Raw genomic sequence first — 23,812 nt, 5'->3', positions numbered from 1 at the left:
TTATATTTCAATAGGTTACATGTTGATAATTATCTTAATTTATTTGTGATTTATCAATATAAAATATATAATAATCATATAAGTTAAATGATCCTTCAAAAGGAGTAAATGAAAATGCAAGAAAAGGAAGTAAGGCTTTTATTTAAGGCGGGTGTGTTTGATTCATGCCAAGCAATGCCTATCTCTATGGCACGGGGATGGACGCTTAAATTTGTTACGAAACAGGAGGAGGTTTTTACACTTGAGCTTCAGCGTTCTAAAAAAGAGCGAGAATTTAAAAGCTTAGATGGGGCGGCAGCCGTCGCTAAGCGAATTGGATTTGAATGGTTGAAAGTTCAAATCGGTGATTTGGAATGGCAGGAGAAAGTTAAATAGATCGGCGTGTTTTTGTAAGAAAACTAGGATCGGTGCTATTCACGTTATTATTAAGTGAGATCGAAGAATGGGTGCTTACTTGGCGTTGATTTTAGTTGGAGCGGGGCTGTTTCTGAAAAGCTTATAAAAAAGCCATCTTTTACGATGACTTTTTGGTGGGGGGTTAAAGGTACGATTTAGAATTGGTAACGATAGCTCAACATGGCTGATCGAGGCGCTCCTGGTGAAAAGGTTTTTTCACCACTAGTATCTTTTAGTGCTTCTACAGCGTAACGCTTATCAAATAGGTTTTGGATGTTTAGGCTTACATCGTGAGGACCTTTTGTGTAGCCAATATTAACGCTAGTGACAAAGTCATAGCCGCCGTATTTTTCGCTATTTGCGTTATCTAGATAATATTCGCCCCAGCTGTCGGCTTGTAACCGGGCTTTTATGCCAGATGGGTGTGTATAGTTTGCATTGATGCTGTAGTAGTGTTTTGGCACAAAGGGTAGTTGATTGCCTGAGCGGTCAAAGTTATCAGGAACGCCCATAATGTAAACAATTTCAGAGAAGTCGTTATAAGTGTAATCACTATAGGCGTAATTGAATCCGAGTGATAATTCTCCTGGGAGTTGTTTCTCTAATACGTTTAATGCACCGCTAAACTCTATGCCCTTTTTATCTGTGCTACCTGCATTTTGGTAGATGCTTTCGCCGTTCGTGCGGACGTTAATAATCTCATCTTCTACTTCGCTGATATAGGCATTTAAGTCAAACTGCCATCTGGAGGCGCGACCTTTTAAGCCCACTTCAAAACTGCGGCTCGTTGAGTTTTTAAGATCGGAATTGCTTTCTAGCTCGCTTGCAAACGGCACTTGCTCGCCTTGCGCTAAGTTACCGAACAGGGTGAGGTTGTTGTTGAGTTTGTAACTAACACCAACGCGTGGTGAGAACAGATCAAAGCTATGTTGCATTTCACTGTTGCCGCCACTGCCCGGAATGGTTAGATAACCGCCCATGCCATAGTTATATGAGGTATCGCTATTCCATGTTTCTTGTTCGACTTTGATGTGATCAAATCTGAAGCCTGCATCAATTAGTAGTCTGTCGTTGGGGCGTAGGTTTTCTTGTAAGAAGAATCCGTAAACGGTATTTATTTCATTTTGTTCTTCTAGTAATTCACCCTTTCTATCCGAGAGAGTGCTGATTAAAGTGGGGCCTGCTGTAAGTATATCGGCATAAGCGTATTTTTGTGCGCCTATATTGCGGTCTTGGCGATAGGTAATCCCACCGACTAAACTGTCTTTACCTATCAGGTTATGAGCATAAGCAAGTTCTAGATCGGTTCCCCAGATATCGACGCCGGGGGTGTCATTGATGACGCCTGTAACGGGATGAAAATGACTCCAGTGGTTATAGTAAATACGGGGTTTCAATGTGATGGCGCCCAAATCTACATTTAGGCGGCTATTGAAAAAGAAGATCTCAGAGTTGCGGGCAGAGTTTTTAAAGGCGCTGCTGTTGTCTGTTTGTTTACCTGTACGTTTGTACTCTTCAAACTGGCTTTCGTTCATGCTGCCGGGCAGATTGAGCTGCGCTTTTGTATAGCTGAATTCAGTCTCTAATTCGCTGTTGTCTGATGGGAGGAAACCGCTCTTTATACTGAACTGGTTGGATTCAAAATCATTATGCTCGCGCCAATCATTATCTGCTTTTCGGTGGGATGCAGTAATGGCGAGTGCATTACCCTCCTCGGACATAAATGATTTACGTAGATGAAGATTGCTCTGTCCAAATTCACCAGTACCCAGTGTTATTTGATCACGCCTATCATCAAAAACAGATTTTGAAATAATATGGATTGCGCCACCGGTGGAGCCCGGTGCATAAATATTGCCTGGGCCTTTGCTGACCTCGATCTGTTCAATATCTTGGGTGTCGATAAAATCCATACGCGTGAAGCTATCAGGATCGGTAATAGGTACACCATCCCTAAGCACCATGATCTCTCGTATACCGTACTGTGCTTTTAATCCTGCGCCACGAACTATCATGCGTGAGCTATAACCGCCGCTAGTGGATTCAATTAATACACCGGGTGTGCCTTTTAGTGCATTGGCAATGTTGGTCATATTCTCTTGTTCGAGTCGAGCTTGATCAATAATCGCAATACTTTCGGGTACTTCAGCTGAGCTTCTTTCTGCTCGGGTAGCTGTGACCGTAATCTTATCTGGAAGTATTTCGGGCGTTACTTTTGAGGCTGAGTCTTCATCGGCAAAAACCGAGAGAGGAGCAATCATTGCCGAAATGAGAATAGCTGTTTTTTTGGTGGGGAAGGGGGGCTGACATAGTGACATGTGATTTCCGTCCTAAATATATATTGGCGCGGAAAATAAGTGATTTTTAGTACGCTAACAATGTGGCACAGTGTCGCGCGGCATCCTGCCGCATGCGGCTGTTTGTCACGCTAATAGTGTTGCTATAGTCGGACTTAAAGGGAAGTTAGTCTTTATTACTATCTATAGTTAGCTCTCTTAAAGGGAACTTTCCTTGTTTTTGATCTTCAAAGTAGAAGTTGAGGGCGTTTTTAATAGTGGAAAAGGCAAGGTCATCCCAAGGAATCTCCTTTTCGCTAAACAGTTCAACCTCCAGGGATTCATTGCTCGGTGCATATTCTGGCTTGTCTAAATGGGCGAGATAGATAAGTTGCACCTGATTAACGTGAACAATAGAAGTTAAGGTATAGAGATGGCTGATGTTGACGTGAGCATTGGCTTCTTCATAGGTTTCCCGTAATGCTCCTTCCATAGTGGATTCATTGTTTTCCATAAATCCTGCGGGCAGTGTCCAGTAGCCTTTTCTGGGTTCAATTGCGCGTTTGCAGAGTAAGACCTTATCTTGATAAACCGGTAAACAGCCGGTGATAACGTTGGGGTTTTGGTAATAAATTGTCTCGCAGTTATCACAAATATGACGCGGTAAATTGTCTTCGTCGGGGATGCCTAAGCGAAGAGGGTTGGCGCAATTGGAACAAAATTTCATCCTACATCCTTAAGCGTGCTACTGAGTAGTTTGCGAATCTATAGATTATAAATATCGCAAAGAGATTGAGAGTCTATAAAATCTTACTTAATTTGTCGCTGTGCTTAGGGGTATGATTAAAGCATAGCGAATAATAATGATATTTATATGATAACGACTATACGAAAACGTTTAACTGGATTCACCCCCGCTCGGTTTTCATCAAACCGACCGCAAGCCAGTGTCCTTATTGCATTAACGGATGATGATGATCCAGAAGTTATTCTAACTAAACGAGCCGCCACACTCTCAACCCATAGTGGTGAGATAGCATTTCCGGGCGGTAAATATGATGAGACCGATACGGATCTATTGTTTACCGCGTTGCGTGAAGCTCATGAAGAGGTGGGTTTGCAGCCTTCATTGGTTGATGTTATCGGTCCTTTAGGGCAAGTGCTTTCTAAGCACGGTTTGCAGGTTACGCCTTGGGTGGGCGTTGTGCCTAAAACGGTTGAGCTTGTACCGAACTTAGGTGAACTTGATGAGATATTTAGTGTCCCGCTAAGTTTTTTCTTGGCGGATCAGCGTTACTCAACAGATGAAATACGCTTTAAGGGAAAATCACTTTATGTTCCCGCATGGGAGTATCAAGGACATATTATTTGGGGCTTAACGGCTTATATGTTGGTTGAGCTTTTAAATGAAGGGTGCGGTGCTGATATTCCAATGAAACCGAGGCCTGAATATGCAGTTAGACATTTTTTACGTGACTAGGAGGAGCCGTAATGTTGTATTCCCTTGAAGAGCAAAGTGTCAGATTAATAGGTAAAGAGCATTTTGTGGCAGAAAACGCGACGGTTATCGGTAATGTTGAGCTGCATGATTGCAGTAGTGTCTGGTTTAATGTGGTGATCCGTGGTGATAATGACCCCATTATCATCGGCTCAGGTTCAAATATCCAGGATGGTGCAGTTTTACATACTGATCCCGGGTTTACCTTGCGTATAGGTTCAAATGTGACAGTGGGGCATCAGGCCATGTTACATGGTTGTGAGGTAGGAGATGGTTCCTTGATCGGTATTAATGCTGTTGTTTTGAACGGGGCTAAAATAGGCAAAGGTTGTTTGATTGGTGCAAACGCTTTAGTCACTGAAGGTATGCAAATTCCGGACTATTCGTTAGTAGTGGGATCACCTGCAAAAATAAAGCGTAGCTTATCGGTAGAGCAGGTAGCTGAGTTAACAAAGAATGCTGAGCATTATGTTGATAATATGCGCCGTTACAATCGTAGTTTAGAGCGGCAAGGCTAAGTAATGACAGAACAGATAAACAAACCTATCCCAAACCCTTGTGTTGGCGTATGTGCACTCGATGAAAATGACCTTTGTATTGCTTGTCAGCGTAGTGGTATCGAGATAGCTGAGTGGGGTGTTTACACCAATGAAGAGAAGATCGATGTTTGGAAAAAGATCAAACAGCGAGAGTCGGGCGATTTTTCAGAATAATTTTAGGGTCTGTTGGTTATGAATGTGATGATCGATATTTGCATTGTGCCTTTAGGGGTAGGTGTATCAGTCTCAAAATATGTCGCAGCCTGTCAGCGTGTTCTAAATGATGCTCAGTTGGAGCATGAGATGCATGCCTATGGCACTAATGTGGAAGGGGATTGGGATGAAGTGATGGCAGCAGTCAAACGCTGTCATGAAATAATACATGAGATGGGCGCGCCACGGATAACAACCTCTATGCGTTTAGGTACGCGAACCGACCGTGAGCAAACAATGAATGATAAAGTTCAAAGCGTAAGGGATAGGTTGGAGCGAGAATAATATAGGTCGGATTGAGCACCAGCTTCTCTCGAAGCTCAACCCTTATATTAAAGAGGAGCTAGTCTTCTTGCTCTTTTTCAAAGGCGATTATTCGAGCGGTCTTGATTACATTGTCGCTGATTTGAAGCGTCTCGATATGATAGTGCATTAGTTGCAAGCAGACGTTAGCTTCAGGAATGGATTCCAGGGTTTCCGTAATCAAGCCATTCATTGTTTTTGGGCCATCGGTAGGTAAGTTCCAATCCAGCGCTTTGTTAACATCGCGAATATAGGCACTGCCTTCAATATAATAGCTGCCATCTTCTTGTGGAAATATATCTTGATCGGCCTCTCTAGGGCTAGACGATAGCTCTCCGACAATCTCTTCTAATATATCTTCTAAGGTCACGATGCCTTGGATATCGCCATATTCATCGACCACTAAGCCGATACGACGGTTTTGTGATTGAAAGTGGACCAACTGGGTTTCTAGCGGCGTGCTTTCAGGTACAAAGTAAGGTTCTCGTATAACCTGAAGAATCGCTGCTTTTGTTACTTTTCCTTCATGGAATACCTGCGCAAGGTTACGCATATGGAGAATACCCACCACCTTGTTAAGCTCACCTTGGTAAACAGGTAGGCGGGTATGCTCGGTATTGCTCAAACGGTTAATAATCGTATCAATATCATCATCTAGGTCGATCCCCATTACTTCGTTGCGAGGGATCATAATGTCATTTACTGTTACTTCAGACAGCTCTAATACCCCTAACAACATGCTTTGGTTGTTTTGTGGAAGTAGGGCGCCGGCCTCATTAACTAATGTTCTAAGCTCTTCAGTGCTTAGGTGGTGATTATTGTCACCAGTTACATTGACCCCAAATAAGCGCAGAAAAGTGTTTGTAATACCGTTTATCACCCATACCAGTGGGTAGGATATTTTTAATAGCGGTGCAAGAAGATAAGACGCAGGGAAAGCGATTCTTTCTGGATAGAGCGCAGCCATTGTCTTTGGTGAAACTTCCGCAAAAATAAGAATGATTAATGTTAGCCCGAAAGTGGCGATCATAATTCCTGTATCGCCCCATAATCTAACGCATATAACAGTAGCTATTGCTGAGGCTAAGATATTAACGAAGTTGTTACCAATCAGAATAACGCCAATCAAACGATCGGGGCGTTCAAGTAATTTGCTGGCTTTACGTGCTCCACGGTGCTTTTTCTTGACCAGATGTTTCAGCCTGTATCGGTTGAGCGACATCATTCCGGTTTCTGAACTGGAGAAAAATGCAGAGCATAAAATTAAGAAACAGAGTATTCCAAGGAGAAATCCTATCGATGCGTCTTCCAAGACGGTATGCCTATCTTATGAATGGAGCGTCATTTTCAAATGTGGCCCTTTACCTGTCAAGGGCTATTACCCCTACATTTTGTCTATTTAGACGAATAGAGGTATTTATCTGATAGAAGCGGGATTAGATGAGTAATTCAATTACCATTTTGCTACCAAAAAAGCCAAGCGCAAGGGTGATAAAGCTAGCAATAGTCCAGCGTACTGCTGTGTTGCTACGCCAGCCAAAGCTAATGCGACCAAATAATAAGGTTGCATACAAAAACCAAGCACAGATCGAAAATGCAGTTTTGTGAACTAAGTGTTGTGCAAATAGATCTTCAAACACGATAAAGCCAGTGACCATTGCCGCGGTCAATAAGACTAAGCCGGTCCAGACCATCTCAAATAGTAAGCATTCCATCGTTTGGAGTGGCGGCAGGGATGACACAAGTCCGCGAGTATGGTGCTGTTTCAGTGCTGTTATTTGGAAGGAGAGCAATATAGCTTGCAGTGTTGCCACCGTAAAAATACTGTACGCCAAAATCGATAGCAAAATATGGGCGATTACGCCGCCACTATAGATTTTTCCATCAGATACTCCAGTAGCCAGTGTGGCTAATGAAGCGATGGCGGCCATAGGAAAAACACCAATAAAAAGATTATCTATATTTTGGCGCAAGCTACTAAGAAGAACGATGCTAGCGACGAGCCAAGAGATAAGTGAGCTAACACTAAAGAAGCTTAAGTTAATTCCATCGGGCTGGTGGAGTACGATGTAAAGCGCCAAAGTATGGGAGCATAAGCCCAACACACCCAGTAGTTGGTTGAAATAGCGTGGTTGTTGGCGGCTACCGCGCATAACTTGCCACTGTAGGATTCCAGCAGCGCTATAAAGCATTACGGCAACAAGTGTGGATATAGCTAGCATCTAAGTCTCTTCTGTCCAGCGTTCAAGTAGAACAGTGTTATGGCATGAAACGCTAGTTTGTCACAGATAAGCGCCGGATTAAAGAATAGCAATAGAGATACAAAGAGTAATTTAAAGGGGCTGCTCAGGATGCCTCTTGTACGGTATAATGTGCCGATAATTAACTTAGTTTATCTTTTTCCCTTAATAATATGCTTATTTATGAAGCGCTTTCGCAGGGGGAAAGTCGAGGCAGGACATGTTTGAGAATTTAACAGAACGACTTACGCACACGTTACGCTCAGTGACCGGTCAGGCGAAACTGACGGAAGATAATATTAAAAGCACTCTGCGTGAAGTGCGTATGGCGCTGCTCGAAGCGGATGTTGCACTCCCTGTCGTTAAAGAGTTCGTTAATAGCGTTAAAGAGCGTGCTGTTGGGACTGAAGTTACTAAAAGCCTGACCCCAGGTCAGGTATTTGTAAAGATCGTCAATGAAGAGATGGTCAAGGTCATGGGGGAGGCGAATGAAAAGCTGAACCTAGCGGTCGTACCTCCAGCTGTTGTTATGATGGCGGGTCTTCAGGGGGCGGGTAAAACGACCTCGGTGGCAAAACTGGGTCGTCATCTGCGTGAACGTGAAAAGAAAAAGGTCTTAGTTGTTTCGGCCGACGTATATCGTCCGGCGGCTATCAAGCAGCTTGAAACGCTAGCGACCGAGGTGGAGGTTGATTTCTTCCCGTCATCGGCGGACCAAGATCCTGTTGATATAGCAAATGCAGCAATCGCCCATGCACGTATTCAACACCATGATGTTGTCTTGGTTGATACGGCGGGTCGTTTGCATGTTGATGAAGATATGATGGGTGAGATTAAACGTCTGCATGAAGCGGTTAATCCGGTAGAAACTCTATTCGTTGTCGATTCGATGACAGGTCAAGATGCGGCAAATACCGCAAAAGCTTTTAACGAAGTATTGCCTTTAACTGGTGTTATCCTTACCAAAACCGATGGTGATGCCCGTGGTGGTGCCGCTTTATCTGTACGTCAGATTACCGGTAAACCTATTAAGTTCTTAGGTGTTGGTGAAAAAGTTGATGCCTTAGAGCCTTTCCATCCTGATCGTGTTGCTTCCCGTATCTTAGGTATGGGCGACGTGCTTTCCTTAATTGAGGAAGCTGAGCAGAAGATTGATAAAGTCAAAGCGGAAAAATTTGCCAAGAAAATCAAGAAAGGTAAAGGTTTTGATTTAGAGGATTTCCGTGAGCAGATCTCCCAGATGAAAAACATGGGTGGTATGGCCGGAATGCTTGATAAGCTTCCTGGTATGGGGCAACTGACTCAAGCCGCCAGTGCTGCAAATGCTGAAAAAGGTATGCATCAAATGGAAGCGATCATTAATTCAATGACCGCATTAGAACGTCGTAAGCCTGATATTATTTCTGGTTCGCGTAAAAAACGTATAGCTAAAGGCTCTGGAACCCAGATTCAGGATATTAATCGCCTGCTTAAACAGCATAAGCAAATGTCGAAAATGATGAAAAAATTCAGCGGCAAAGGCGGTATGACCAAAATGATGCGCGGCATGAAAGGTATGTTACCGCCGGGCATGGGTGGTGGTCCTGGTGGTATGGGCGGCCCTGGCGGTTTCCCTGGGATGTAAGCCTTTTTAATTAATCGGCGAAAAGACTTTATTAGGGCGGGTAATTCTAGTAGAATTCCCGCCCTAATTTTTAATGGTTCAGTCTGCCTCAAAAACAGGCTGTTTTTCTAACTGTGGGCGATATTAAAACCCACTCAATAAAGGGATCTAACGCATGGTAACTATTCGTTTGTCTCGTGGTGGCGCTAAGAAGCGTCCGTTCTATCACATCTCAGTAGCAGACTCGCGTAATGCGCGTGACGGTCGCTTTATTGAGCGTGTGGGCTTTTTTAACCCAACAGCACGTGGTCAAGAGGAAGGTCTTCGTATCGATCTTGATCGTGTTGAATACTGGCAGAGTAAAGGCGCACAGCTATCTGAGCGCGTTGCTAAGCTAGTTAAAGAAGCTAAAGCAGCTAAGTAATTTTTAGGTTTTTGGTCAGGGTTAAAGATGAGCAGTGATCCAAGTAATGAACATATCATTGTCGGAACGATTTCTGCTGTCTATGGGATTAAGGGTTGGGTAAAAATTTACTCTAACACTGATCCAATAGAAAACATTTTTTCCTACAAGCCGTGGTTGGTAAACATTAACGGTGTATTGAAGCCTCTCGAGGTGGAAACCGGTAAGCGCCATGGTAAAGGGCTAGTTGCAAAACTGGTTGGAGTAGATGATCGAGACGTAGCGCGTAAATATTGCGGGCTTGAAATCTCGGTTGATGCAAAGCAGCTTCCTAAATTGGACGCTGGTGAGTACTACTGGAGTCAGTTGCAAGACCTATTAGTTTATACCGAGTCCGATCAATTATTGGGCAAGGTAAGCCACCTGTTAGAAACTGGCTCAAATGATGTGTTAGTTGTGAAGGGAACGGCAGACAGTCTCGATCAAAAAGAGCGACTGTTGCCCTATCTTCCTGACCAGGTGATAAAAAATATTGACCTTGAAACAGGTACCATGCGGGTCGATTGGGACCCGGAATTCTGAACCATGTGGTTTGGTGTGGTAACTCTTTTTCCTGAAATGTTTGATGCAATTAGTTGCTACGGCGTTACGGGACGAGGAGTAAAAAACGGTTTGATACAGATGCAGTGCTGGAACCCTCGGGATTTCACGCATGATAAGCATAAAACTGTAGATGACCGCCCTTATGGTGGCGGCCCAGGCATGTTGATGAAAGTTCAACCGCTTAGGGATGCTATTCATGCGGCAAAAGACGCTGCGGGCGATGAGGTAAAAGTTATTTACCTATCCCCACAGGGACGACGTATGGATCATCAGGGTATGCAGGAGCTAGCTTCTCGTAAGAAGCTGATTCTGGTAGCAGGGCGCTATGAAGGTATTGATGAGCGCCTAATAGATGCAGAGATTGATGAAGAGTGGTCGCTAGGCGATTTTGTGCTTAGTGGCGGGGAATTACCCGCAATGACTATGATTGACGCAGTTTCTCGTTTGGTTCCTGGTGTTTTAGGACATCAAGATTCAGCTACTGAGGATTCGTTTTGTGATGGATTGCTAGACTGCCCGCACTACACTAGGCCGGAACAGTATGATGATATGCAGGTACCTGAAGTGTTGCTGAGCGGCAACCATAAAGAGATCAGACGCTGGCGTCTGAAACAACAGCTGGGAAGGACTTGGCAACGCCGACCTGACCTGCTCGAATCTCTTGAGTTAAACGCTGAGCAAAAGTCATTGTTAACCGATTTTATCCGGGAGACCCAAGGGTCCGAAGGTTGAATGTTTAGGAGCAAGCGATGAGCGGCAAAAACCTAATTATTCAGCAGCTTGAAGCTGAACAAATGAATAAAGAAGTACCAGAATTTGCACCAGGTGATACTGTTGTAGTTCAGGTTAGAGTTGTAGAAGGCGAGCGTACTCGTCTGCAGGCGTTTGAAGGTGTAGTTCTAGGTAAGCGTAACCGCGGTCTGAACTCTGCTTTCACTGTACGTAAAATTTCTCACGGTGTGGGTGTTGAGCGTACTTTTCAAACTTTCAGTGCTGCAGTTGATAGCATTGAAGTTAAGCGTCGTGGTGCGGTACGTCAGGCTAAGCTTTACTACTTGCGTGAGCGTAGTGGTAGATCTGCACGTATTAAAGAAAAGTTGGGTTAATGCACTAATTTTTCTTCTATTAAAAAAGCGGCTTCGGTCGCTTTTTTTTATGTCTAGCGTTTACCTGATCTTAATATCTGTTATAAAGGTTGAACAGAGTTGAATATCCACGCCCATAATATTAGGGTTGAAAAGCGGCTAGTTTTGCAAGTTTTGGGTACAGGGAGTTAATCTTAGGTCAGCCTATGAAAAACAAAACCATCAAACACATTGTTTCATTATGTCTGGTTATCCTTGTTCCCGTCTTACTGTTTGCCGGAGCTTATGGATTTGTTTGGTGGAAAGTCTCTGAGTTCGCAGATGACTTTGCGCGCGATATATCACCTTATGCTGATATGAAATACCAAGATATTTATATAGATCTTTTTCAATCTGAGGTTGGTCTGCGTGGTATGAGTTTTATCCCCGCGGGTATGAAAGGCGAAATAGGGATTGATGCTACGACCTTAAAAGCACCTTCATGGGGATTTATTCTTAGTTTGGATGAGCAGCTGTCAAAAGGTGAACTGCCAGAATCGTTTAATATTGATATTTCTGGGATTGATCTTAATCTCCAAAGTGGTTACATGCAGGACTGGGGACGGATGGCCGCTGATGCACAGCGCCATGTGGGCCCAAGTTACGATACTTTAGCCTGCGGTGACCGTCATTTCTTTTCGATCGCCGATATTCGTAAAATGGGCTATAGCCGCATTCGCAGTGATCTATCTATCCAATATGCTTTTGATAAAGTAGACAAGCAGCTTAACTTTGATTTGCAAAGTAAAACTGCGCAAATGGCTGATGCGAGCATCTCTTTGAATGTTGGTGTCACTAGTGACACGTTAAATATGCAGACAATCGCTTTTGCTCAGCCGCAGTTGAAAAGGATTAAAACTCGTTTTTATGACCGTGGATATAATGTTCGTAAAAACAAATTTTGTGCGGCTTTAAATAAAGAACCAGTACAAGATTATCGTCAGCGTTATGCTGAGATGTTAAGTAAACGTTTAGATTATGAAGGTTGGACAGTCCCTAAACATTTGTTTGATGCGATTGATGGTTTAAATAACCCCGGTGGTTCTTTTTATCTACGTGTTGATATTCCGCAAGGGTTTGGTATGCAGTCAATGGCGCTAATTCAGCAGCCAACTGATCTATTAGATGCTTTAAATCCATATATGGAATTTAATGGTAAGGCGGTCTCTTGGGAAGGGGTTGCTTGGAGTGAGCCTGACCCTGAAGGAGAGCGCTTACTGCATGAGTTGAATATGGGCGCCGAAGAGGTGTCGGAGATAGAGCAGGTACCAAGCGTTCTTCCTGAAGAAGATGCTGAACATTTTGATATGAGTATAGCTATGCCTTCTCCTGTTTATGAGCGCCGTAATCAGCATGCTCTAAAACGATTGAAGCAGCAGAAAAATGAAAAAACCTTTAAGCCCGTTGAGCTGTCGAATTTAGAGCCCCACTTAGGTGAGCCGGTGATTTTGTACACCTATTTTGGACGTAAAGTTGAAGGCCGTTTGATTGATGTGAATCCCGATGTAATTACCGTTGAGCATCGTTTAGTGGATGGTCGCGGAACTGCGACTTATCCGATCTCTCGGGATAAAATTCAAAGTGCGCGCCTTTATTATTAATTCCTCTTGCTGTCCTGTGTATCTATCTTGTGTCGGATGGAGTGATTGTGTCGTCTTCCATTAAAGCTGCTGTTGTTCTAAGTGACAAAGATAGCCAGCTCATTGATACATATTTAGATGCTATTTGGATGGAAAAAGGCTTGAGTGAAAACACGCTTTCCTCCTACCGTCGGGATCTGAATCAGTTTGGTTTGTGGTTAAATCAGCGCGGGGGACACCTTATCTCCTGTGTGCGGTCTGAGTTGCAGCAGTATTTAGGCTGGCGAGTTAAGGAGCGCTTACGTGCCAGCTCTACGGCGAGAATGCTCTCATGCTTGAGAGGGTTTTATCGTTATCTGTTACGTGAAGAACTAATTAGTGAAGATCCGGTGCTTTTAATAGATAGCCCGAAAAAGGGACGAAGCCTACCTAAAACATTGACGGAAGATGATGTTGAGCGCCTCTTAGATGCGCCGGAACTAAACGATCCTATCCACTTTCGTGATCGTACTATGTTAGAAGTCCTTTATGCTACAGGGTTACGTGTTACTGAATTAGTAAGTTTGCAGTTATTTGAAGTGAATTTGAATCAAGGTGTGATTCGCGTAATGGGTAAGGGCGGCAAAGAGCGCTTGGTCCCGTTAGGTGAAGAAGCGATTAGTTGGGTGCAGCGTTATTTAGTGCAGGTTCGGCCTATTTTATTGGGTGAGAATGTGAGTGATGTGCTGTTTCCTAGCCGGCGAGGGCAGCAGATGACACGGCAAACCTTTTGGCATCGTATAAAACATTATGCCTTGGTTGCGGGTGTTGATAAGCCGTTATCACCCCATGTAATTAGACATGCATTTGCGACACATCTACTGAATCATGGGGCTGATCTTCGAGTGGTGCAGATGCTATTGGGGCATAGTGATCTATCGACTACGCAAATTTATACTCATGTGGCCCAGCAAAGATTACAGTCCTTGCATCAAATCCATCATCCGCGGGGTTAATTACAGGAACTTCACTAGGAAAATAGAGTCCTAGGTATAATACGCAATTAGGCAGTTGGAATAGTTAGAGGAAAATGATGAAAAAAATATTAATATCGGCCATGCTGTTAATGAGCAGTTTGAGTATTAATGCCCAAGCAGCAAGTCCTGAGGAGATGATTACGCAGAACCTGCAAAAGGTTAATGCGAGTCTCCAAGTTGAGACCGTGGTCAAAGCACCAGTGGATGGAATGTATGAGGTGGTATTGAGCACTGGTGAGATCCTCTATTCCGATGAGCAGGGTCAATATTTCTTATTAGGTAAATTGTTTCAGTTTAGTGAGCCTGAAGGTTTTATTGACCTGACAGAACAGAAGCAGAGCGTCATCAGAAAAGAGTCCCTTGCCAAAATTGATCCTGAACAGATGGTTGTCTACCCAGCGGAAGGCGAATTAAAAGCGACAATCAACGTGTTTACCGATGTGGATTGCCCTTACTGCCGTAAACTGCATGCCGAAGTGCCTAAATTGACAGCTATGGGTGTCCAAGTTAATTATCTGGCTTTTCCTCGACAAGGAGCAGGCACTGCGACCTATAGAAGCATGGTATCAATTTGGTGTGCTGAAAGTGCAGACGGCCGGCGGAAAGCGATGGATGCAGCTAAAGGTAGCGGAGACCTAGCATCTAAAACTTGTGATAGCCCTGTAATGGAACAGTTTCATATAGGTCAAAGAATCGGTGTTACTGGTACGCCTGCCATTGTTCTATCTGATGGTAGTTTACTGCCAGGTTATGTTCCTGCGGCGCAATTAGCGAAAGCGTTAAAACTGCAATAAGTACGTTTATATTCTTAATAATAAGGGAGCCTCGGCTCCCTTATTTATTTGTTGCTACAGAATGATTGCAGAGATAGAGCTATTGCATTGTTTTGGCTATAATACTCGGCTCATTTTTACGGAACTTATATCAGTGGATCAATTTGCCATGTTTCAATGTTTATTGGCTACGTTGGTTTATCTGTTTCCGTTAGATTTCTAAATCACAGTTATGACTCAATAGGTATATATACTGTGAGAAATAGTTGTTCAACAGCATGCGAGGTGCAAGTTTGAAACCGGTCAAAGTAGGTATCTGTGGATTAGGTACAGTCGGTGGTGGCACATACAATGTGCTGAAGCGAAATGCCGAAGAGATTGCTCGTCGGGCAGGACGTAAAATCATAGTGGAAGAAATTGGTGCTCGTCACACTAATCCGGACTGTGATACCAAAGGTATACAGCTTACAGATGATGTTTTTGCGGTGGCTAAAAACCCAGAAATTGATGTAGTTGTTGAGTTGATCGGTGGTTATGACGTAGCAAAAGAACTTGTGCTGACAGCTATAGAGCATGGTAAGCATGTTGTAACTGCGAACAAAGCCTTAATCGCTGTTCATGGTAATGAGATTTTCGAAGCTGCGCAGAAAAAGAATGTCATGGTTGCATTTGAAGCATCGGTTGCCGGTGGTATCCCGATCATCAAAGCGATCCGTGAAGGTTTGTCTGCGAATAAGATTAATTGGTTAGCCGGTATTATTAATGGTACAGGCAACTTCATTATGACCGAAATGCGCGATAAAGGGCGCGATTTTGACGATGTGCTCGCTGAAGCTCAAGCACTGGGTTATGCAGAAGCTGATCCAACCTTTGATGTTGAAGGTACTGATGCGGCTCATAAGTTAACGATTTTAGCCTCTATCGCGTTTGGTATCCCTTTGCAGTTCGACAAAGCTTTTACTGAAGGCATCAGCAAAATCACTCGCGATGATGTGCAGTATGCTGAAGAGCTTGGCTACCGCATTAAACATTTAGGTGTTAGCCGCCACACGGATAACGGTGTGGAGCTGCGAGTGCATCCAACGCTGATTCCTGAGTCTGCGCTTATCGCCAATGTAAACGGTGTGATGAACGCAATTTTGGTTGATGGCGATGCGGTTGGCCAAACTATGTATTACGGGCCGGGTGCTGGCTCTGAACCGACTGCTTCTGCTGTTGTAGCTGATATAGTCGATGTTGTTCGTACCTTGACCGCTGATCGTGATAACCGTGTACCTCATTTGGCCTTCCAGCCATCAGAGTTATCAGATGCACCGATTCTGCCAATGGATCAGACAGAAACTGCCTACTATCTACGCATGAATGCCCAAGAGAAACCGGGTGTGCTGGCAATGATTACCAGTATTCTGGGTGAAGAAGGCATCAATATTGAAGCCATTATTCAGAAAGCAACAAGCGAAGATCAGGTGCCGGTTATTATTTTGACCCAAACTGTGGTTGAGCAGAAGATGAACGATGCAATTGCAAAAATCGAAGCGCTAGATGAGATTAACGGTAGTGTTACTCGTATTCGCGTTGAAAATTTTGGCCGTTAAGGAGTAATCCCGTGAAATATATCTCTACCCGGGGAAAAGCTCCGGCAATGAATTTTGAAGAGGTTCTTCTAGCTGGTTTAGCAAGTGATGGCGGCCTATATGTGCCAGAAACATTGCCTACTTTCAGCAAAGAGGAGATCGCCTCTTGGGTCGGTCTACCATATAACGAATTGGCTTATAAAGTGATAAAGCCATTTGTTGATGACTGCGTAGCCGATGCAGATCTCAAGCAGATGATTGATGAGACTTATGCGGGTTTCAATCATATTGCTGTCGCACCGATGAAAGAGCTAGGTACTAATGAGTGGATCCTAGAACTTTTTCATGGCCCAACCTTGGCATTTAAAGACTTCGCACTTCAGTTGCTCGGTCGCTTGATGGATTACGCACTTGAAAAGCGTGGTGAACATTTAGTGATCATGGGTGCAACTTCAGGCGATACAGGTTCAGCGGCGATTGAAGGCTGCTGCCATAGTAAACATCTGGATATTTTTATTCTGCATCCGCATAACCGCGTATCAGAAGTGCAGCGTCGTCAGATGACAACCGTTATTAAAGACAATGTGTTTAATATTGCCTTAGAAGGTAACTTCGACGATTGTCAGCAGATGGTTAAAGATAGCTTTGCTAATCAAGACTTCCTTAAAGGAATGAAGCTAGGTGCAGTAAACTCGATCAACTGGGCGCGTATTATGTCCCAGATCGTTTATTACTTCTCTGCCTCTCTTGCGGTGGGTGGTCCAGAACGTGAAGTGAGCTTCTCTGTGCCTACAGGTAACTTCGGTGATATTTTTGCCGGTTATCTAGCTAAGCAGATGGGTTTGCCGATCAAACAGTTGGTTGTTGCTACTAACCGTAACGATATTTTGCACCGTGTTATCTCCGGTAACGATATGTCCAAAGGAGAGTTGGTTCATACCTTATCACCGTCTATGGATATTATGGTGTCATCAAACTTTGAACGTATGTTATTTGATGTATACGGCAAAGATGGCGCAGCCATTGATGATCTAATGGCGCGTTTCTCGAAAGAATCGGTTGAACTCGATTCTGATCGTTGGGATAAAGTACGTGAGCTATTTGATAGCTGTGCCGTTGATGATGACGCGACTTGTGAAACAATTAAACAAGTCTACGCTGAGACAGAATACCTACTCGATCCGCATACCGCGATTGGTGTTAAAGCCGCGCGTGAATGCAACCGTGATAAGTCTGTACCGATGATCACTTTAGCGACTGCGCATCCAGTTAAGTTCCCTGAGCCTGTTGTTAAAGCGGGTTTGGAGTCGCCTCAGCTACCGGCGCATATGACGGACCTATTTGAGCGCGAAGAAAAGCTAGACGTATTAGATAATGATCTAAAGACCGTTCAGCAGTTTATTGCGGGCCATGCTCACACAGAATAATTATTTTTTTAATGTGATACTCTCAAAACCCGATGTACTTAACGTCGGGTTTTTTGTATCTGACGATTGATTATTTTATGTTAAGAAAGGAATCGCTTCGATGACCGATCTGTTTTTTTACCTATCTAAAATTTTTTGGCTGATTGTTCAGCCCGATCATTTTTTGTTGTTAGTGTTACTGATCGGTTTACTGCGTTGGCGTAGAGCATCCAGTGTAGTGATGGTCTGGGGCTCGGTGTTAGCTCTTCTCTGTTTAAGTGTATTCCCAGCGGCTAACTATCTTCTCGAACCTTTAGAGCAGCGCTTTCCTCAGCCTGATTTAACTCAAATAGAAACACCGATAGCAGGTATTATCGTTTTAGGAGGAGGTGAGGAAGCAGAGCTTTCAGCAGTGCATGACATGCCTCAGTTCAACAGCGCGGCGGAAAGGTTGATGGTGTTACCTGCTTTAATGCTGCGTTATCCACAGGCTAAAGTTATTTTTACGGGTGGGTCTGGTTCATTACTCAAACCTCAATACCGCGGTGGTGATGTGGCTAAGCAGTGGCTGACAGAACAAGGGTTAGGTGCCAGGCTTATTGTCGAAAGGGATTCACGAAATACCTTCCAAAATGCAATGTATAGCCGTGAAATTATTGATGAACTTAAACAAAATGATCAAGAGAACGACCTAGCCAGCGGTAAATGGTTGCTTGTGACCTCTGCATTTCATATGCCACGCTCCGTGGGTGTTTATCGTCAAGCGGGCATCGATGTTATTCCTTACCCTGTTGATTACCGACAGTTTAATAATCAAATTCAGCTCGGTCTGAACGCTAATATGTCAGAACTTAATGTGGCTGTCCGAGAGTGGATTGGGCTTGCGGCTTATTACTTAACTGATAAAACAGCGGTTTTGCTGCCGAAACCATTCGCTCATCGGTCTGTGCAAAGTAAATTGCAAAACACAGAACAGCAAATGCTCGAAACTCGTCACTTAGAAACACAAAACGCTGAAAATCCAAAACTTGACGCCAATAGTGCGGAGCATCAACAAGTAACGCCTTTACTCAATGGAACAACAGAAACTTAATGAAAGAACTGGTGATTACCCAGCGTAAGAACGCTGATCCTAGCTTGCCCATATTTAGTCAAACAAACCCTGTTTTAGCACGGATTTATGCTTCTCGCGGTATTCATGATGTATACGGTTTAGGACGCAACTTAAAAGAGTTGCTGCCCGATAGTGGTTTAGCCGGTATGGATGCTGCTATAGAGCGCTTAGTGGTTGCGCTTAAAAAGCGTGAAAAAATCATGATTATTGGCGACTTTGATTGTGATGGCGCAACCAGTACAGCGGTGGCGATACTGGCTTTACGCATGATGGGAGCGGAGGAGGTTTGTTACCTTGTTCCTAATCGTTTTGAATATGGTTACGGCCTAAGTCCCGAGATTGTGATGGAGGCGTTAAAGCAAGCCCCTGATCTATTGATTACTGTTGATAATGGTATCTCCAGTATTGAAGGGGTTGCCGCCGCTAATATCGCTAATTTAGATGTCATTGTTACCGACCACCATCTTTCGGGTTGCGAATTACCGGATGCCTGCGCAATTGTTAACCCTAACCAACCGGACTGCCATTTTAATGCTAAATCCACCTGCGGCGTTGGTGTTATCTTCTACGTGATGATCGCACTAAGGCGTAAACTGCAAGCGCTTAACTGGTTTGAGGAGCAGGGGTTAGCACTGCCTAACCTAGGCAGCCTTCTTGATCTTGTTGCCTTAGGCACTGTGGCTGATGTGGTTCCTTTAGAACAGAATAATCGTGTGCTGGTTTATCAAGGCTTACAACGCATTAAAGCGGGTCGCTGCCGACCCGGTATCAAAGCCTTAATTGAACTATCAGGTCGCCAACAACATAAAATAGCGTCCTCTGACTTAGGCTATGCTTTAGCGCCACGTTTAAACGCTGCGGGGCGTTTAGAAGATATGTCGATCGGTATTGAATGCCTATTGACTGAATCTGAGCAGCAAGCAAAAGAGCTGGCTGCTACGCTAAATGACCTTAACCAAGAGCGCAAAGGCATAGAGCAGGAGATGCAACAACAAGCCTTAGATCTGTTGGCGCACCTTCAGCTAGATGATGAAGCCTTACCTTACGGATTATCGCTCTATGAGCCAGAATGGCATCAAGGTGTGATCGGTATTTTAGCCTCCAGAATCAAAGAGAAAACCCATCGGCCTGTTATCGCGTTTGCTCAAGGTGATGAGGGAGAACTTAAAGGCTCGGCCCGTTCAATTCCCGGTTTTCATATTCGAGATGGCTTAGATGCGATCGCAGCAAAACACCCCGCACTTCTGCGTAAATTTGGCGGTCATGCCATGGCAGCAGGATTAACGATCAGTGATAAAGATCTAGACTTATTTCAGCAAGCCTTTGATAGCGAAGTGAGACGGCAGTTATCAGATGCGGATCTACAACAACAAGTGATTACCGATGGTGCATTAAGTGCCAATGATATGACCATTGAGTTAGCTGAAATGCTCCGTGATGCAGGCCCTTGGGGTCATCAATTTCCAGAGCCATTGTTTGAGGGTGAGTTTTCACTCCTACAGCAACGAATTGTCGGCCATCGCCATCTGAAAATGGTATTGATGGAACCCGCTTCAGGATTAGCGGTAGATGCGATACAGTTTAATGCCGATATGGACCAATGGCCGGATGAATCGAAAACCCATGTACGGGTTATCTATCGTTTAGATGTAAACGAGTTCCGTGGCCGCAAAAGCGTACAGATGCTAGTCGATCACTTATTAATCCCCGATCAGTAAAAAGAGTGGAATACTAATTATGAATGAATTTAACTTAGAAGAGCTAAACCTACTTTTAAGCGTATTTGAAAAAGCGGGGATCAGTACTGATCAAGGCGCAGAAGGTGAGATGTTACAACGCTTAAAAGCCGCACAAGAAACCCGCCAAGAGCTAGAAAGTATGGACTTTGACGACTGCTTAGGCGGCGCCTGTAAGCTATAAGCACAATACTACCCATTTGACCTGATCGCTCAGGTCAAATGGGTGCGCGCTATTGCCCCTGTATCTGATTATTGTCGACGCCCATCGGCCTGTGTAGGCGCTCACCCCGTGAGCGAATGAATTACGCATCCAACCCAAAAAAACTTACCCCTTCGGGCAGAAACCCGTTCTGGGCATAAAGGCTGACGCACCAAAGGCTGACTATATCAATCGCTTGGGGTTGAAAATTATCTTCTCGAGCAAAGCTATTGTCTCTCTATAATGTCTGTATTTATATACAGTATATTTTCAGCCTTATACTATTTGTGCTGGTTTACAGCACTTCTTATCCAAAATGATGCTTGTATTGCAGCCATGCTTAAGTTAAAAATAGTTATAAATCAGACAGATGGATGTCTGGCATGGGTAGATATACAGACCCCCGTATATCAATTGTTAATGCGCATGCTCGTTTTGTCACGGAAGAGTTCGATTTAATTCTTTAGTTTCTCCTTCCTTTTCAAATAATTACATCTATTTTTAATCAATAGCGGTGCAGGTAGATACACGGACCCCCGTATATACAAATGTTAGGCTAAAAAGAGAACAAAAGTGGATATAAGCATTTACTTAATATTTCTTGTCACTACGGTGATGCTAATTTTAGTGCCCGGTCCGGCTGCAATCACAGTCGCAGCCCAGGGGGCTTCGCATAACTCTAAGCGAGCATTTTTTGGTGTGCTTGGTGTGGCATGCGCCGATGTCTTATTTTTCGCTTTGTCGGCTACAGGTATCGCCTCGCTAATACTTGCTTCCAACCTAATGTTCTCAGTGATTAAATGGTTCGGTGTGGCCTACTTGCTCTATCTTGGTATCTCGGCCCTATTCAGCAAATCGGGAGTAATTAAGCTTTCGGCAGAAAGAAAAGAAAGCACTCGAAAAAAACTCTTCTCACAAGGATTAGTAGTCCAGCTAGCTAACCCGAAAGCGCTTATGTATTTTACAGCGCTACTTCCACAGTTCATTGATCCGTCGAAGCCTGTGCTGTTTCAAATGCTACTTATGGGCGCGTCTTGCTTATTAGCTGATATTGTTGTGTACAGCGTATTCAGTCGGTTAGGCGATCGCATAGCAAAGCAACAACTTCAATCGTGGGTCACAACACTTATCAATAAGGCAGCAGGTATCACGCTGATATCAACTGGCATCAAAATGGCTTCATTGGAATATGGAAAATAGCCTAACAAATAGCTCCACCGGACAAAATACTCGCTGCGCTCGCATTTTTCCTGTGAGCTAGGCGTTAGTTTTTAAACAGTCTTAAAATTTAGGTGCAATATGAAATATGGAAAATTTCTTATCCTTCTGGTTGTAGCAATATCAGTCGTAGGGTGTAGTGGAAAAATAAGACCGTATAAAAAAAGCAGGTGAAGGGATAGAAGGAAAATGGATCACCCCAGGTTATAAAGAAGAAGGCTATTTAGATGAAAAGCTGAGTGAAGGCGTCTATTGGATCGAGTATTTTGCACATGGAACACGTGGAGGCTATGGCGATCCAATTCCTCAAGTAATGGAATTTGCTCATCAAAGAGCACGTGAGCTATGTCCAGCAGGCTATTTAGAAGAGTTCAAAGTGATTCCTACTACTGAAGCTAGGTTTCCAGCATTAAGATGTGAAATTCTCGGATGCGCAGGCATGCGTATGGTGAGTGGCAAGGTTACTTGCAAAAAATAGTATTTCCATTTTGGTAATAAAAACTAACAAGAAAAGCCACCCGACGCATACTGCGCGGCTGCTTTAAGCGTTATGTCTCAGGATACTGTAAATGAAAGTCTCATTATCATCAGAAGCATGTCAAGGAACTATAGAAGAGGCATTTCTTTGGAGCTTCCTTGTTGCATTCATATGCCTAGTTTCTAGTGCAATGGTTATTCTTTCTGACGATAATCCTAATAACACCCCAGGAAGAGGCTACTCTCTTTTCAATTGGCTCTGGCCTGTAAGTATCTTATTTTCAAGCAACAACCTCAGTGAAGAAGGACGATTGTGGCGACCACTACTTATCGTATCTATTCTGTACCTAATAGCCGGTTTTTATATTGCAGATCAATGGGGTATCTGTGTTGATGGAACATAACAAGAAAAGCCATCCGACGCATACTGCGCGGCTGCTTTAAGCGTTATACGTAATTGCACATGAAAGACGATATGGATGTTAAAAAACAGGCCTGTGTTCTAGCTAAAGCCCTTATCGAATCAGATATCGAATATCTAGATAAGGTGATTCAGCTTTGGAAAATTGGAAATAGTTTATATGGGCAGTGTTGGGGTACTGAATTTCATGTTTTTGGGGTCATTGAATCAGATACAGACCATCTTCCTACCACTGAAGTAAGAGAGCATTGTTCAGCCTCGATGTTAGAAAGTTCAGATAAAGAACTAAAGGAATTAATAGCTTTCTATCGTGAAAGTGTAAAAGAGGCTTGTAATGCAATACTTGCCAAACATCACAACGTATAACAAGAAAAGGCATCCGACGCATACTGCGCGGCTGCTTTGAGCGTTCGGCTAAATAGAGAATTCGTGCATGGAAATATTATTGGGCGTACTGGCCAGTTTAGCAGGTGTAGTCGTCGGTGGTGTCTTACAGTACATCACATCTCAGCGAAGTATAGATCGCCAGCATGCTTGGGAACGTTCGCGGCTTGTTCATGAAAAACTAGAGTTGATCGCACAAGTGTCGACGGAGGTAGGTAGTGCTTTGAGCAGCGTCTACTTCAACGCAATAGTTTCCGTAGAGTCTGGTGAGCGCTACAAATCGGACGTGAATATTCCATTTGCCAAGCTAGAAATGCTTCTAGATTTCTATGCTCCAGAGCTAAAAGCTCATTATAAGCAACTGATCGCATTAAGAGATGAGATGGGTAGCACTTTAGCTGATCTGGTATCCGGTCGCTTGCCCATGGTAAAAACAGAAAAGCAGGCGCTTAATGAGAAACTTATAAAAGCTAGCTTTAAGGCATCGAAAATTTGTGAGAATTTAACAGCAGGGGCTTCTCAGCTAGGCCGTCAGTCTCTGGATCTTAAAGCCGAATCGGGTAGCCGAGGGTCTCTAACCCTCAGCCCCCACAACACCCTGCATGCGGATCCGCACAGGGCGTTTCACTGAGAATGGTGAAGCTTGATCCATCCATCGCGCAATTCATAAAGCCCCTGAGATTTTAAGTAAGCATTGGATAATGCCTGATTAA

Annotated in this window: 26 protein-coding genes; 22 read left to right on the top strand and 4 right to left on the bottom strand. The window is 43.8% G+C overall.

From position 1 onward, the window contains the following. Positions 1-114 precede the first annotated feature (114 nt). Entirely contained in the window at positions 115-375 is a 261-nt protein-coding gene (locus A3774_RS01975; protein WP_067863284.1) for a hypothetical protein, read from the top strand. Between the two features lie 176 nt (positions 376-551). On the opposite strand, the gene A3774_RS01970 is transcribed toward A3774_RS01975, so the two are convergent. Then, positions 552-2,714 (bottom strand): TonB-dependent receptor, encoded by a 2,163-nt coding sequence (locus A3774_RS01970; RefSeq protein ID WP_197467994.1) that lies wholly within the window; start codon positions 2,712-2,714, stop codon positions 552-554. A 145-nt stretch (positions 2,715-2,859) separates the two neighbouring features. Next, positions 2,860-3,399, bottom strand: coding sequence for an NUDIX hydrolase (locus A3774_RS01965; RefSeq protein ID WP_067862507.1), 540 nt, complete (start codon positions 3,397-3,399; stop codon positions 2,860-2,862). 147 nt (positions 3,400-3,546) lie between these two features. Here A3774_RS01965 and A3774_RS01960 point away from each other — a divergent pair, with 147 nt between their 5' ends. Genes A3774_RS01960 through A3774_RS01945 form a run of 4 tightly spaced genes read left to right on the top strand, consistent with a single transcriptional unit; the run spans position 3,547 to position 5,207 of the window. Further along, entirely contained in the window at positions 3,547-4,152 is a 606-nt protein-coding gene (locus A3774_RS01960; RefSeq protein WP_067862505.1) for a CoA pyrophosphatase, read from the top strand. A gap of 11 nt (positions 4,153-4,163) precedes the next feature. Next, positions 4,164-4,688, top strand: a complete 525-nt coding sequence (locus A3774_RS01955; protein WP_067862503.1) for a gamma carbonic anhydrase family protein — start codon at positions 4,164-4,166, stop codon at positions 4,686-4,688. Between the two features lie 3 nt (positions 4,689-4,691). Continuing rightward, on the top strand, positions 4,692-4,883 hold the full coding sequence (locus A3774_RS01950; RefSeq protein WP_067862501.1) for a DUF1289 domain-containing protein: 192 nt from the start codon (positions 4,692-4,694) through the stop codon (positions 4,881-4,883). Positions 4,884-4,901: 18 nt separating this feature from the next. Then, positions 4,902-5,207, top strand: a complete 306-nt coding sequence (locus A3774_RS01945; RefSeq protein WP_067862499.1) for an MTH1187 family thiamine-binding protein — start codon at positions 4,902-4,904, stop codon at positions 5,205-5,207. A gap of 58 nt (positions 5,208-5,265) precedes the next feature. Here the strand turns inward: A3774_RS01945 and A3774_RS01940 are convergent, their stop codons facing one another. Together A3774_RS01940 and A3774_RS01935 are read right to left on the bottom strand one after the other, a co-directional pair. Further along, positions 5,266-6,537 carry an HlyC/CorC family transporter gene (locus A3774_RS01940; RefSeq protein ID WP_067862497.1) on the bottom strand — a complete coding sequence of 424 codons (1,272 nt, stop codon included), beginning with the start codon at positions 6,535-6,537 and terminating at the stop codon, positions 5,266-5,268. A 124-nt stretch (positions 6,538-6,661) separates the two neighbouring features. Further along, the gene (locus A3774_RS01935) at positions 6,662-7,447 is read right to left on the bottom strand and encodes a cytochrome C assembly family protein (RefSeq protein ID WP_067862495.1); all 786 of its coding nucleotides are present in this window, start codon (positions 7,445-7,447) and stop codon (positions 6,662-6,664) included. 238 nt (positions 7,448-7,685) lie between these two features. Between A3774_RS01935 and ffh the strand changes: the two genes are divergently transcribed. From ffh to A3774_RS01850, 17 genes are all read left to right on the top strand, one after another. Further along, positions 7,686-9,089 carry a signal recognition particle protein gene (gene ffh, locus A3774_RS01930; protein ID WP_067862493.1) on the top strand — a complete coding sequence of 468 codons (1,404 nt, stop codon included), beginning with the start codon at positions 7,686-7,688 and terminating at the stop codon, positions 9,087-9,089. A 154-nt stretch (positions 9,090-9,243) separates the two neighbouring features. Further along, positions 9,244-9,492, top strand: a complete 249-nt coding sequence (gene rpsP, locus A3774_RS01925) for a 30S ribosomal protein S16 (RefSeq protein WP_067862491.1) — start codon at positions 9,244-9,246, stop codon at positions 9,490-9,492. Between the two features lie 27 nt (positions 9,493-9,519). Continuing rightward, complete coding sequence (gene rimM / locus A3774_RS01920; protein WP_067862488.1) at positions 9,520-10,053, top strand: ribosome maturation factor RimM; 534 nt, start codon at positions 9,520-9,522, stop codon at positions 10,051-10,053. A gap of 3 nt (positions 10,054-10,056) precedes the next feature. Next, positions 10,057-10,806: a tRNA (guanosine(37)-N1)-methyltransferase TrmD gene (trmD, locus tag A3774_RS01915; protein WP_067862486.1), complete on the top strand. Its 750-nt coding sequence runs from the start codon at positions 10,057-10,059 to the stop codon at positions 10,804-10,806. Between the two features lie 17 nt (positions 10,807-10,823). After that, the gene (gene rplS, locus A3774_RS01910) at positions 10,824-11,180 is read left to right on the top strand and encodes a 50S ribosomal protein L19 (protein ID WP_067862484.1); all 357 of its coding nucleotides are present in this window, start codon (positions 10,824-10,826) and stop codon (positions 11,178-11,180) included. A gap of 185 nt (positions 11,181-11,365) precedes the next feature. Further along, entirely contained in the window at positions 11,366-12,799 is a 1,434-nt protein-coding gene (locus tag A3774_RS01905) for an LSm family protein (RefSeq protein ID WP_067862482.1), read from the top strand. Positions 12,800-12,846: 47 nt separating this feature from the next. Continuing rightward, positions 12,847-13,773: a site-specific tyrosine recombinase XerD gene (gene xerD, locus A3774_RS01900; RefSeq protein WP_075107887.1), complete on the top strand. Its 927-nt coding sequence runs from the start codon at positions 12,847-12,849 to the stop codon at positions 13,771-13,773. A 77-nt stretch (positions 13,774-13,850) separates the two neighbouring features. Further along, positions 13,851-14,588 carry a DsbC family protein gene (locus A3774_RS01895; protein ID WP_067862480.1) on the top strand — a complete coding sequence of 246 codons (738 nt, stop codon included), beginning with the start codon at positions 13,851-13,853 and terminating at the stop codon, positions 14,586-14,588. Positions 14,589-14,860: 272 nt separating this feature from the next. Next, positions 14,861-16,162: a homoserine dehydrogenase gene (locus A3774_RS01890; protein WP_067863276.1), complete on the top strand. Its 1,302-nt coding sequence runs from the start codon at positions 14,861-14,863 to the stop codon at positions 16,160-16,162. Between the two features lie 11 nt (positions 16,163-16,173). Continuing rightward, positions 16,174-17,568 carry a threonine synthase gene (thrC, locus tag A3774_RS01885; RefSeq protein ID WP_067862478.1) on the top strand — a complete coding sequence of 465 codons (1,395 nt, stop codon included), beginning with the start codon at positions 16,174-16,176 and terminating at the stop codon, positions 17,566-17,568. Positions 17,569-17,668: 100 nt separating this feature from the next. Continuing rightward, positions 17,669-18,640, top strand: a complete 972-nt coding sequence (locus tag A3774_RS01880) for a YdcF family protein (protein WP_067862476.1) — start codon at positions 17,669-17,671, stop codon at positions 18,638-18,640. After that, on the top strand, positions 18,640-20,379 hold the full coding sequence (gene recJ / locus A3774_RS01875; RefSeq protein ID WP_082792325.1) for a single-stranded-DNA-specific exonuclease RecJ: 1,740 nt from the start codon (positions 18,640-18,642) through the stop codon (positions 20,377-20,379). Before A3774_RS01880 ends, recJ begins: the two co-directional genes overlap by 1 nt. Before the next feature lie 19 nt (positions 20,380-20,398). After that, positions 20,399-20,581, top strand: coding sequence for a hypothetical protein (locus tag A3774_RS01870; protein WP_067862474.1), 183 nt, complete (start codon positions 20,399-20,401; stop codon positions 20,579-20,581). A 591-nt stretch (positions 20,582-21,172) separates the two neighbouring features. Then, positions 21,173-21,799: a LysE family translocator gene (locus A3774_RS01865; RefSeq protein WP_067862470.1), complete on the top strand. Its 627-nt coding sequence runs from the start codon at positions 21,173-21,175 to the stop codon at positions 21,797-21,799. Between the two features lie 587 nt (positions 21,800-22,386). Further along, positions 22,387-22,698 carry a hypothetical protein gene (locus A3774_RS01860; protein WP_067862468.1) on the top strand — a complete coding sequence of 104 codons (312 nt, stop codon included), beginning with the start codon at positions 22,387-22,389 and terminating at the stop codon, positions 22,696-22,698. Positions 22,699-22,757: 59 nt separating this feature from the next. Next, a complete protein-coding gene (locus A3774_RS01855; RefSeq protein WP_197467993.1) occupies positions 22,758-23,081 on the top strand; it encodes a hypothetical protein in 324 nt (107 codons plus the stop codon). A 67-nt stretch (positions 23,082-23,148) separates the two neighbouring features. Beyond that, the gene (locus tag A3774_RS01850; protein ID WP_067862466.1) at positions 23,149-23,730 is read left to right on the top strand and encodes a hypothetical protein; all 582 of its coding nucleotides are present in this window, start codon (positions 23,149-23,151) and stop codon (positions 23,728-23,730) included. Positions 23,731-23,812 lie beyond the last annotated feature (82 nt).

The sequence above is a fragment of the Neptuniibacter marinus genome (genome assembly GCF_001597725.1).
GTDB classification, from domain to species: domain Bacteria; phylum Pseudomonadota; class Gammaproteobacteria; order Pseudomonadales; family Balneatricaceae; genus Neptuniibacter; species Neptuniibacter marinus.
Note: the sequence above shows the minus strand (reverse complement) of the source record. Positions and strands in the feature narration are given on the sequence as shown.

Coding starts and splice junctions, on each gene's coding strand:
- A3774_RS01975 (WP_067863284.1), top strand. CDS start 115: ATGCAAGAAAAGGAAGTAAGGCTTTTATTTAAGGCGGGTGTGTTTGAT.
- A3774_RS01970 (WP_197467994.1), bottom strand. CDS start 2,714: ATGTCACTATGTCAGCCCCCCTTCCCCACCAAAAAAACAGCTATTCTC.
- A3774_RS01965 (WP_067862507.1), bottom strand. CDS start 3,399: ATGAAATTTTGTTCCAATTGCGCCAACCCTCTTCGCTTAGGCATCCCC.
- A3774_RS01960 (WP_067862505.1), top strand. CDS start 3,547: ATGATAACGACTATACGAAAACGTTTAACTGGATTCACCCCCGCTCGG.
- A3774_RS01955 (WP_067862503.1), top strand. CDS start 4,164: ATGTTGTATTCCCTTGAAGAGCAAAGTGTCAGATTAATAGGTAAAGAG.
- A3774_RS01950 (WP_067862501.1), top strand. CDS start 4,692: ATGACAGAACAGATAAACAAACCTATCCCAAACCCTTGTGTTGGCGTA.
- A3774_RS01945 (WP_067862499.1), top strand. CDS start 4,902: ATGAATGTGATGATCGATATTTGCATTGTGCCTTTAGGGGTAGGTGTA.
- A3774_RS01935 (WP_067862495.1), bottom strand. CDS start 7,447: ATGCTAGCTATATCCACACTTGTTGCCGTAATGCTTTATAGCGCTGCT.
- ffh (WP_067862493.1), top strand. CDS start 7,686: ATGTTTGAGAATTTAACAGAACGACTTACGCACACGTTACGCTCAGTG.
- rpsP (WP_067862491.1), top strand. CDS start 9,244: ATGGTAACTATTCGTTTGTCTCGTGGTGGCGCTAAGAAGCGTCCGTTC.
- rimM (WP_067862488.1), top strand. CDS start 9,520: ATGAGCAGTGATCCAAGTAATGAACATATCATTGTCGGAACGATTTCT.
- trmD (WP_067862486.1), top strand. CDS start 10,057: ATGTGGTTTGGTGTGGTAACTCTTTTTCCTGAAATGTTTGATGCAATT.
- rplS (WP_067862484.1), top strand. CDS start 10,824: ATGAGCGGCAAAAACCTAATTATTCAGCAGCTTGAAGCTGAACAAATG.
- A3774_RS01905 (WP_067862482.1), top strand. CDS start 11,366: ATGAAAAACAAAACCATCAAACACATTGTTTCATTATGTCTGGTTATC.
- A3774_RS01895 (WP_067862480.1), top strand. CDS start 13,851: ATGAAAAAAATATTAATATCGGCCATGCTGTTAATGAGCAGTTTGAGT.
- A3774_RS01880 (WP_067862476.1), top strand. CDS start 17,669: ATGACCGATCTGTTTTTTTACCTATCTAAAATTTTTTGGCTGATTGTT.
- recJ (WP_082792325.1), top strand. CDS start 18,640: ATGAAAGAACTGGTGATTACCCAGCGTAAGAACGCTGATCCTAGCTTG.
- A3774_RS01870 (WP_067862474.1), top strand. CDS start 20,399: ATGAATGAATTTAACTTAGAAGAGCTAAACCTACTTTTAAGCGTATTT.
- A3774_RS01860 (WP_067862468.1), top strand. CDS start 22,387: ATGAAAGTCTCATTATCATCAGAAGCATGTCAAGGAACTATAGAAGAG.
- A3774_RS01855 (WP_197467993.1), top strand. CDS start 22,758: ATGAAAGACGATATGGATGTTAAAAAACAGGCCTGTGTTCTAGCTAAA.
- A3774_RS01850 (WP_067862466.1), top strand. CDS start 23,149: ATGGAAATATTATTGGGCGTACTGGCCAGTTTAGCAGGTGTAGTCGTC.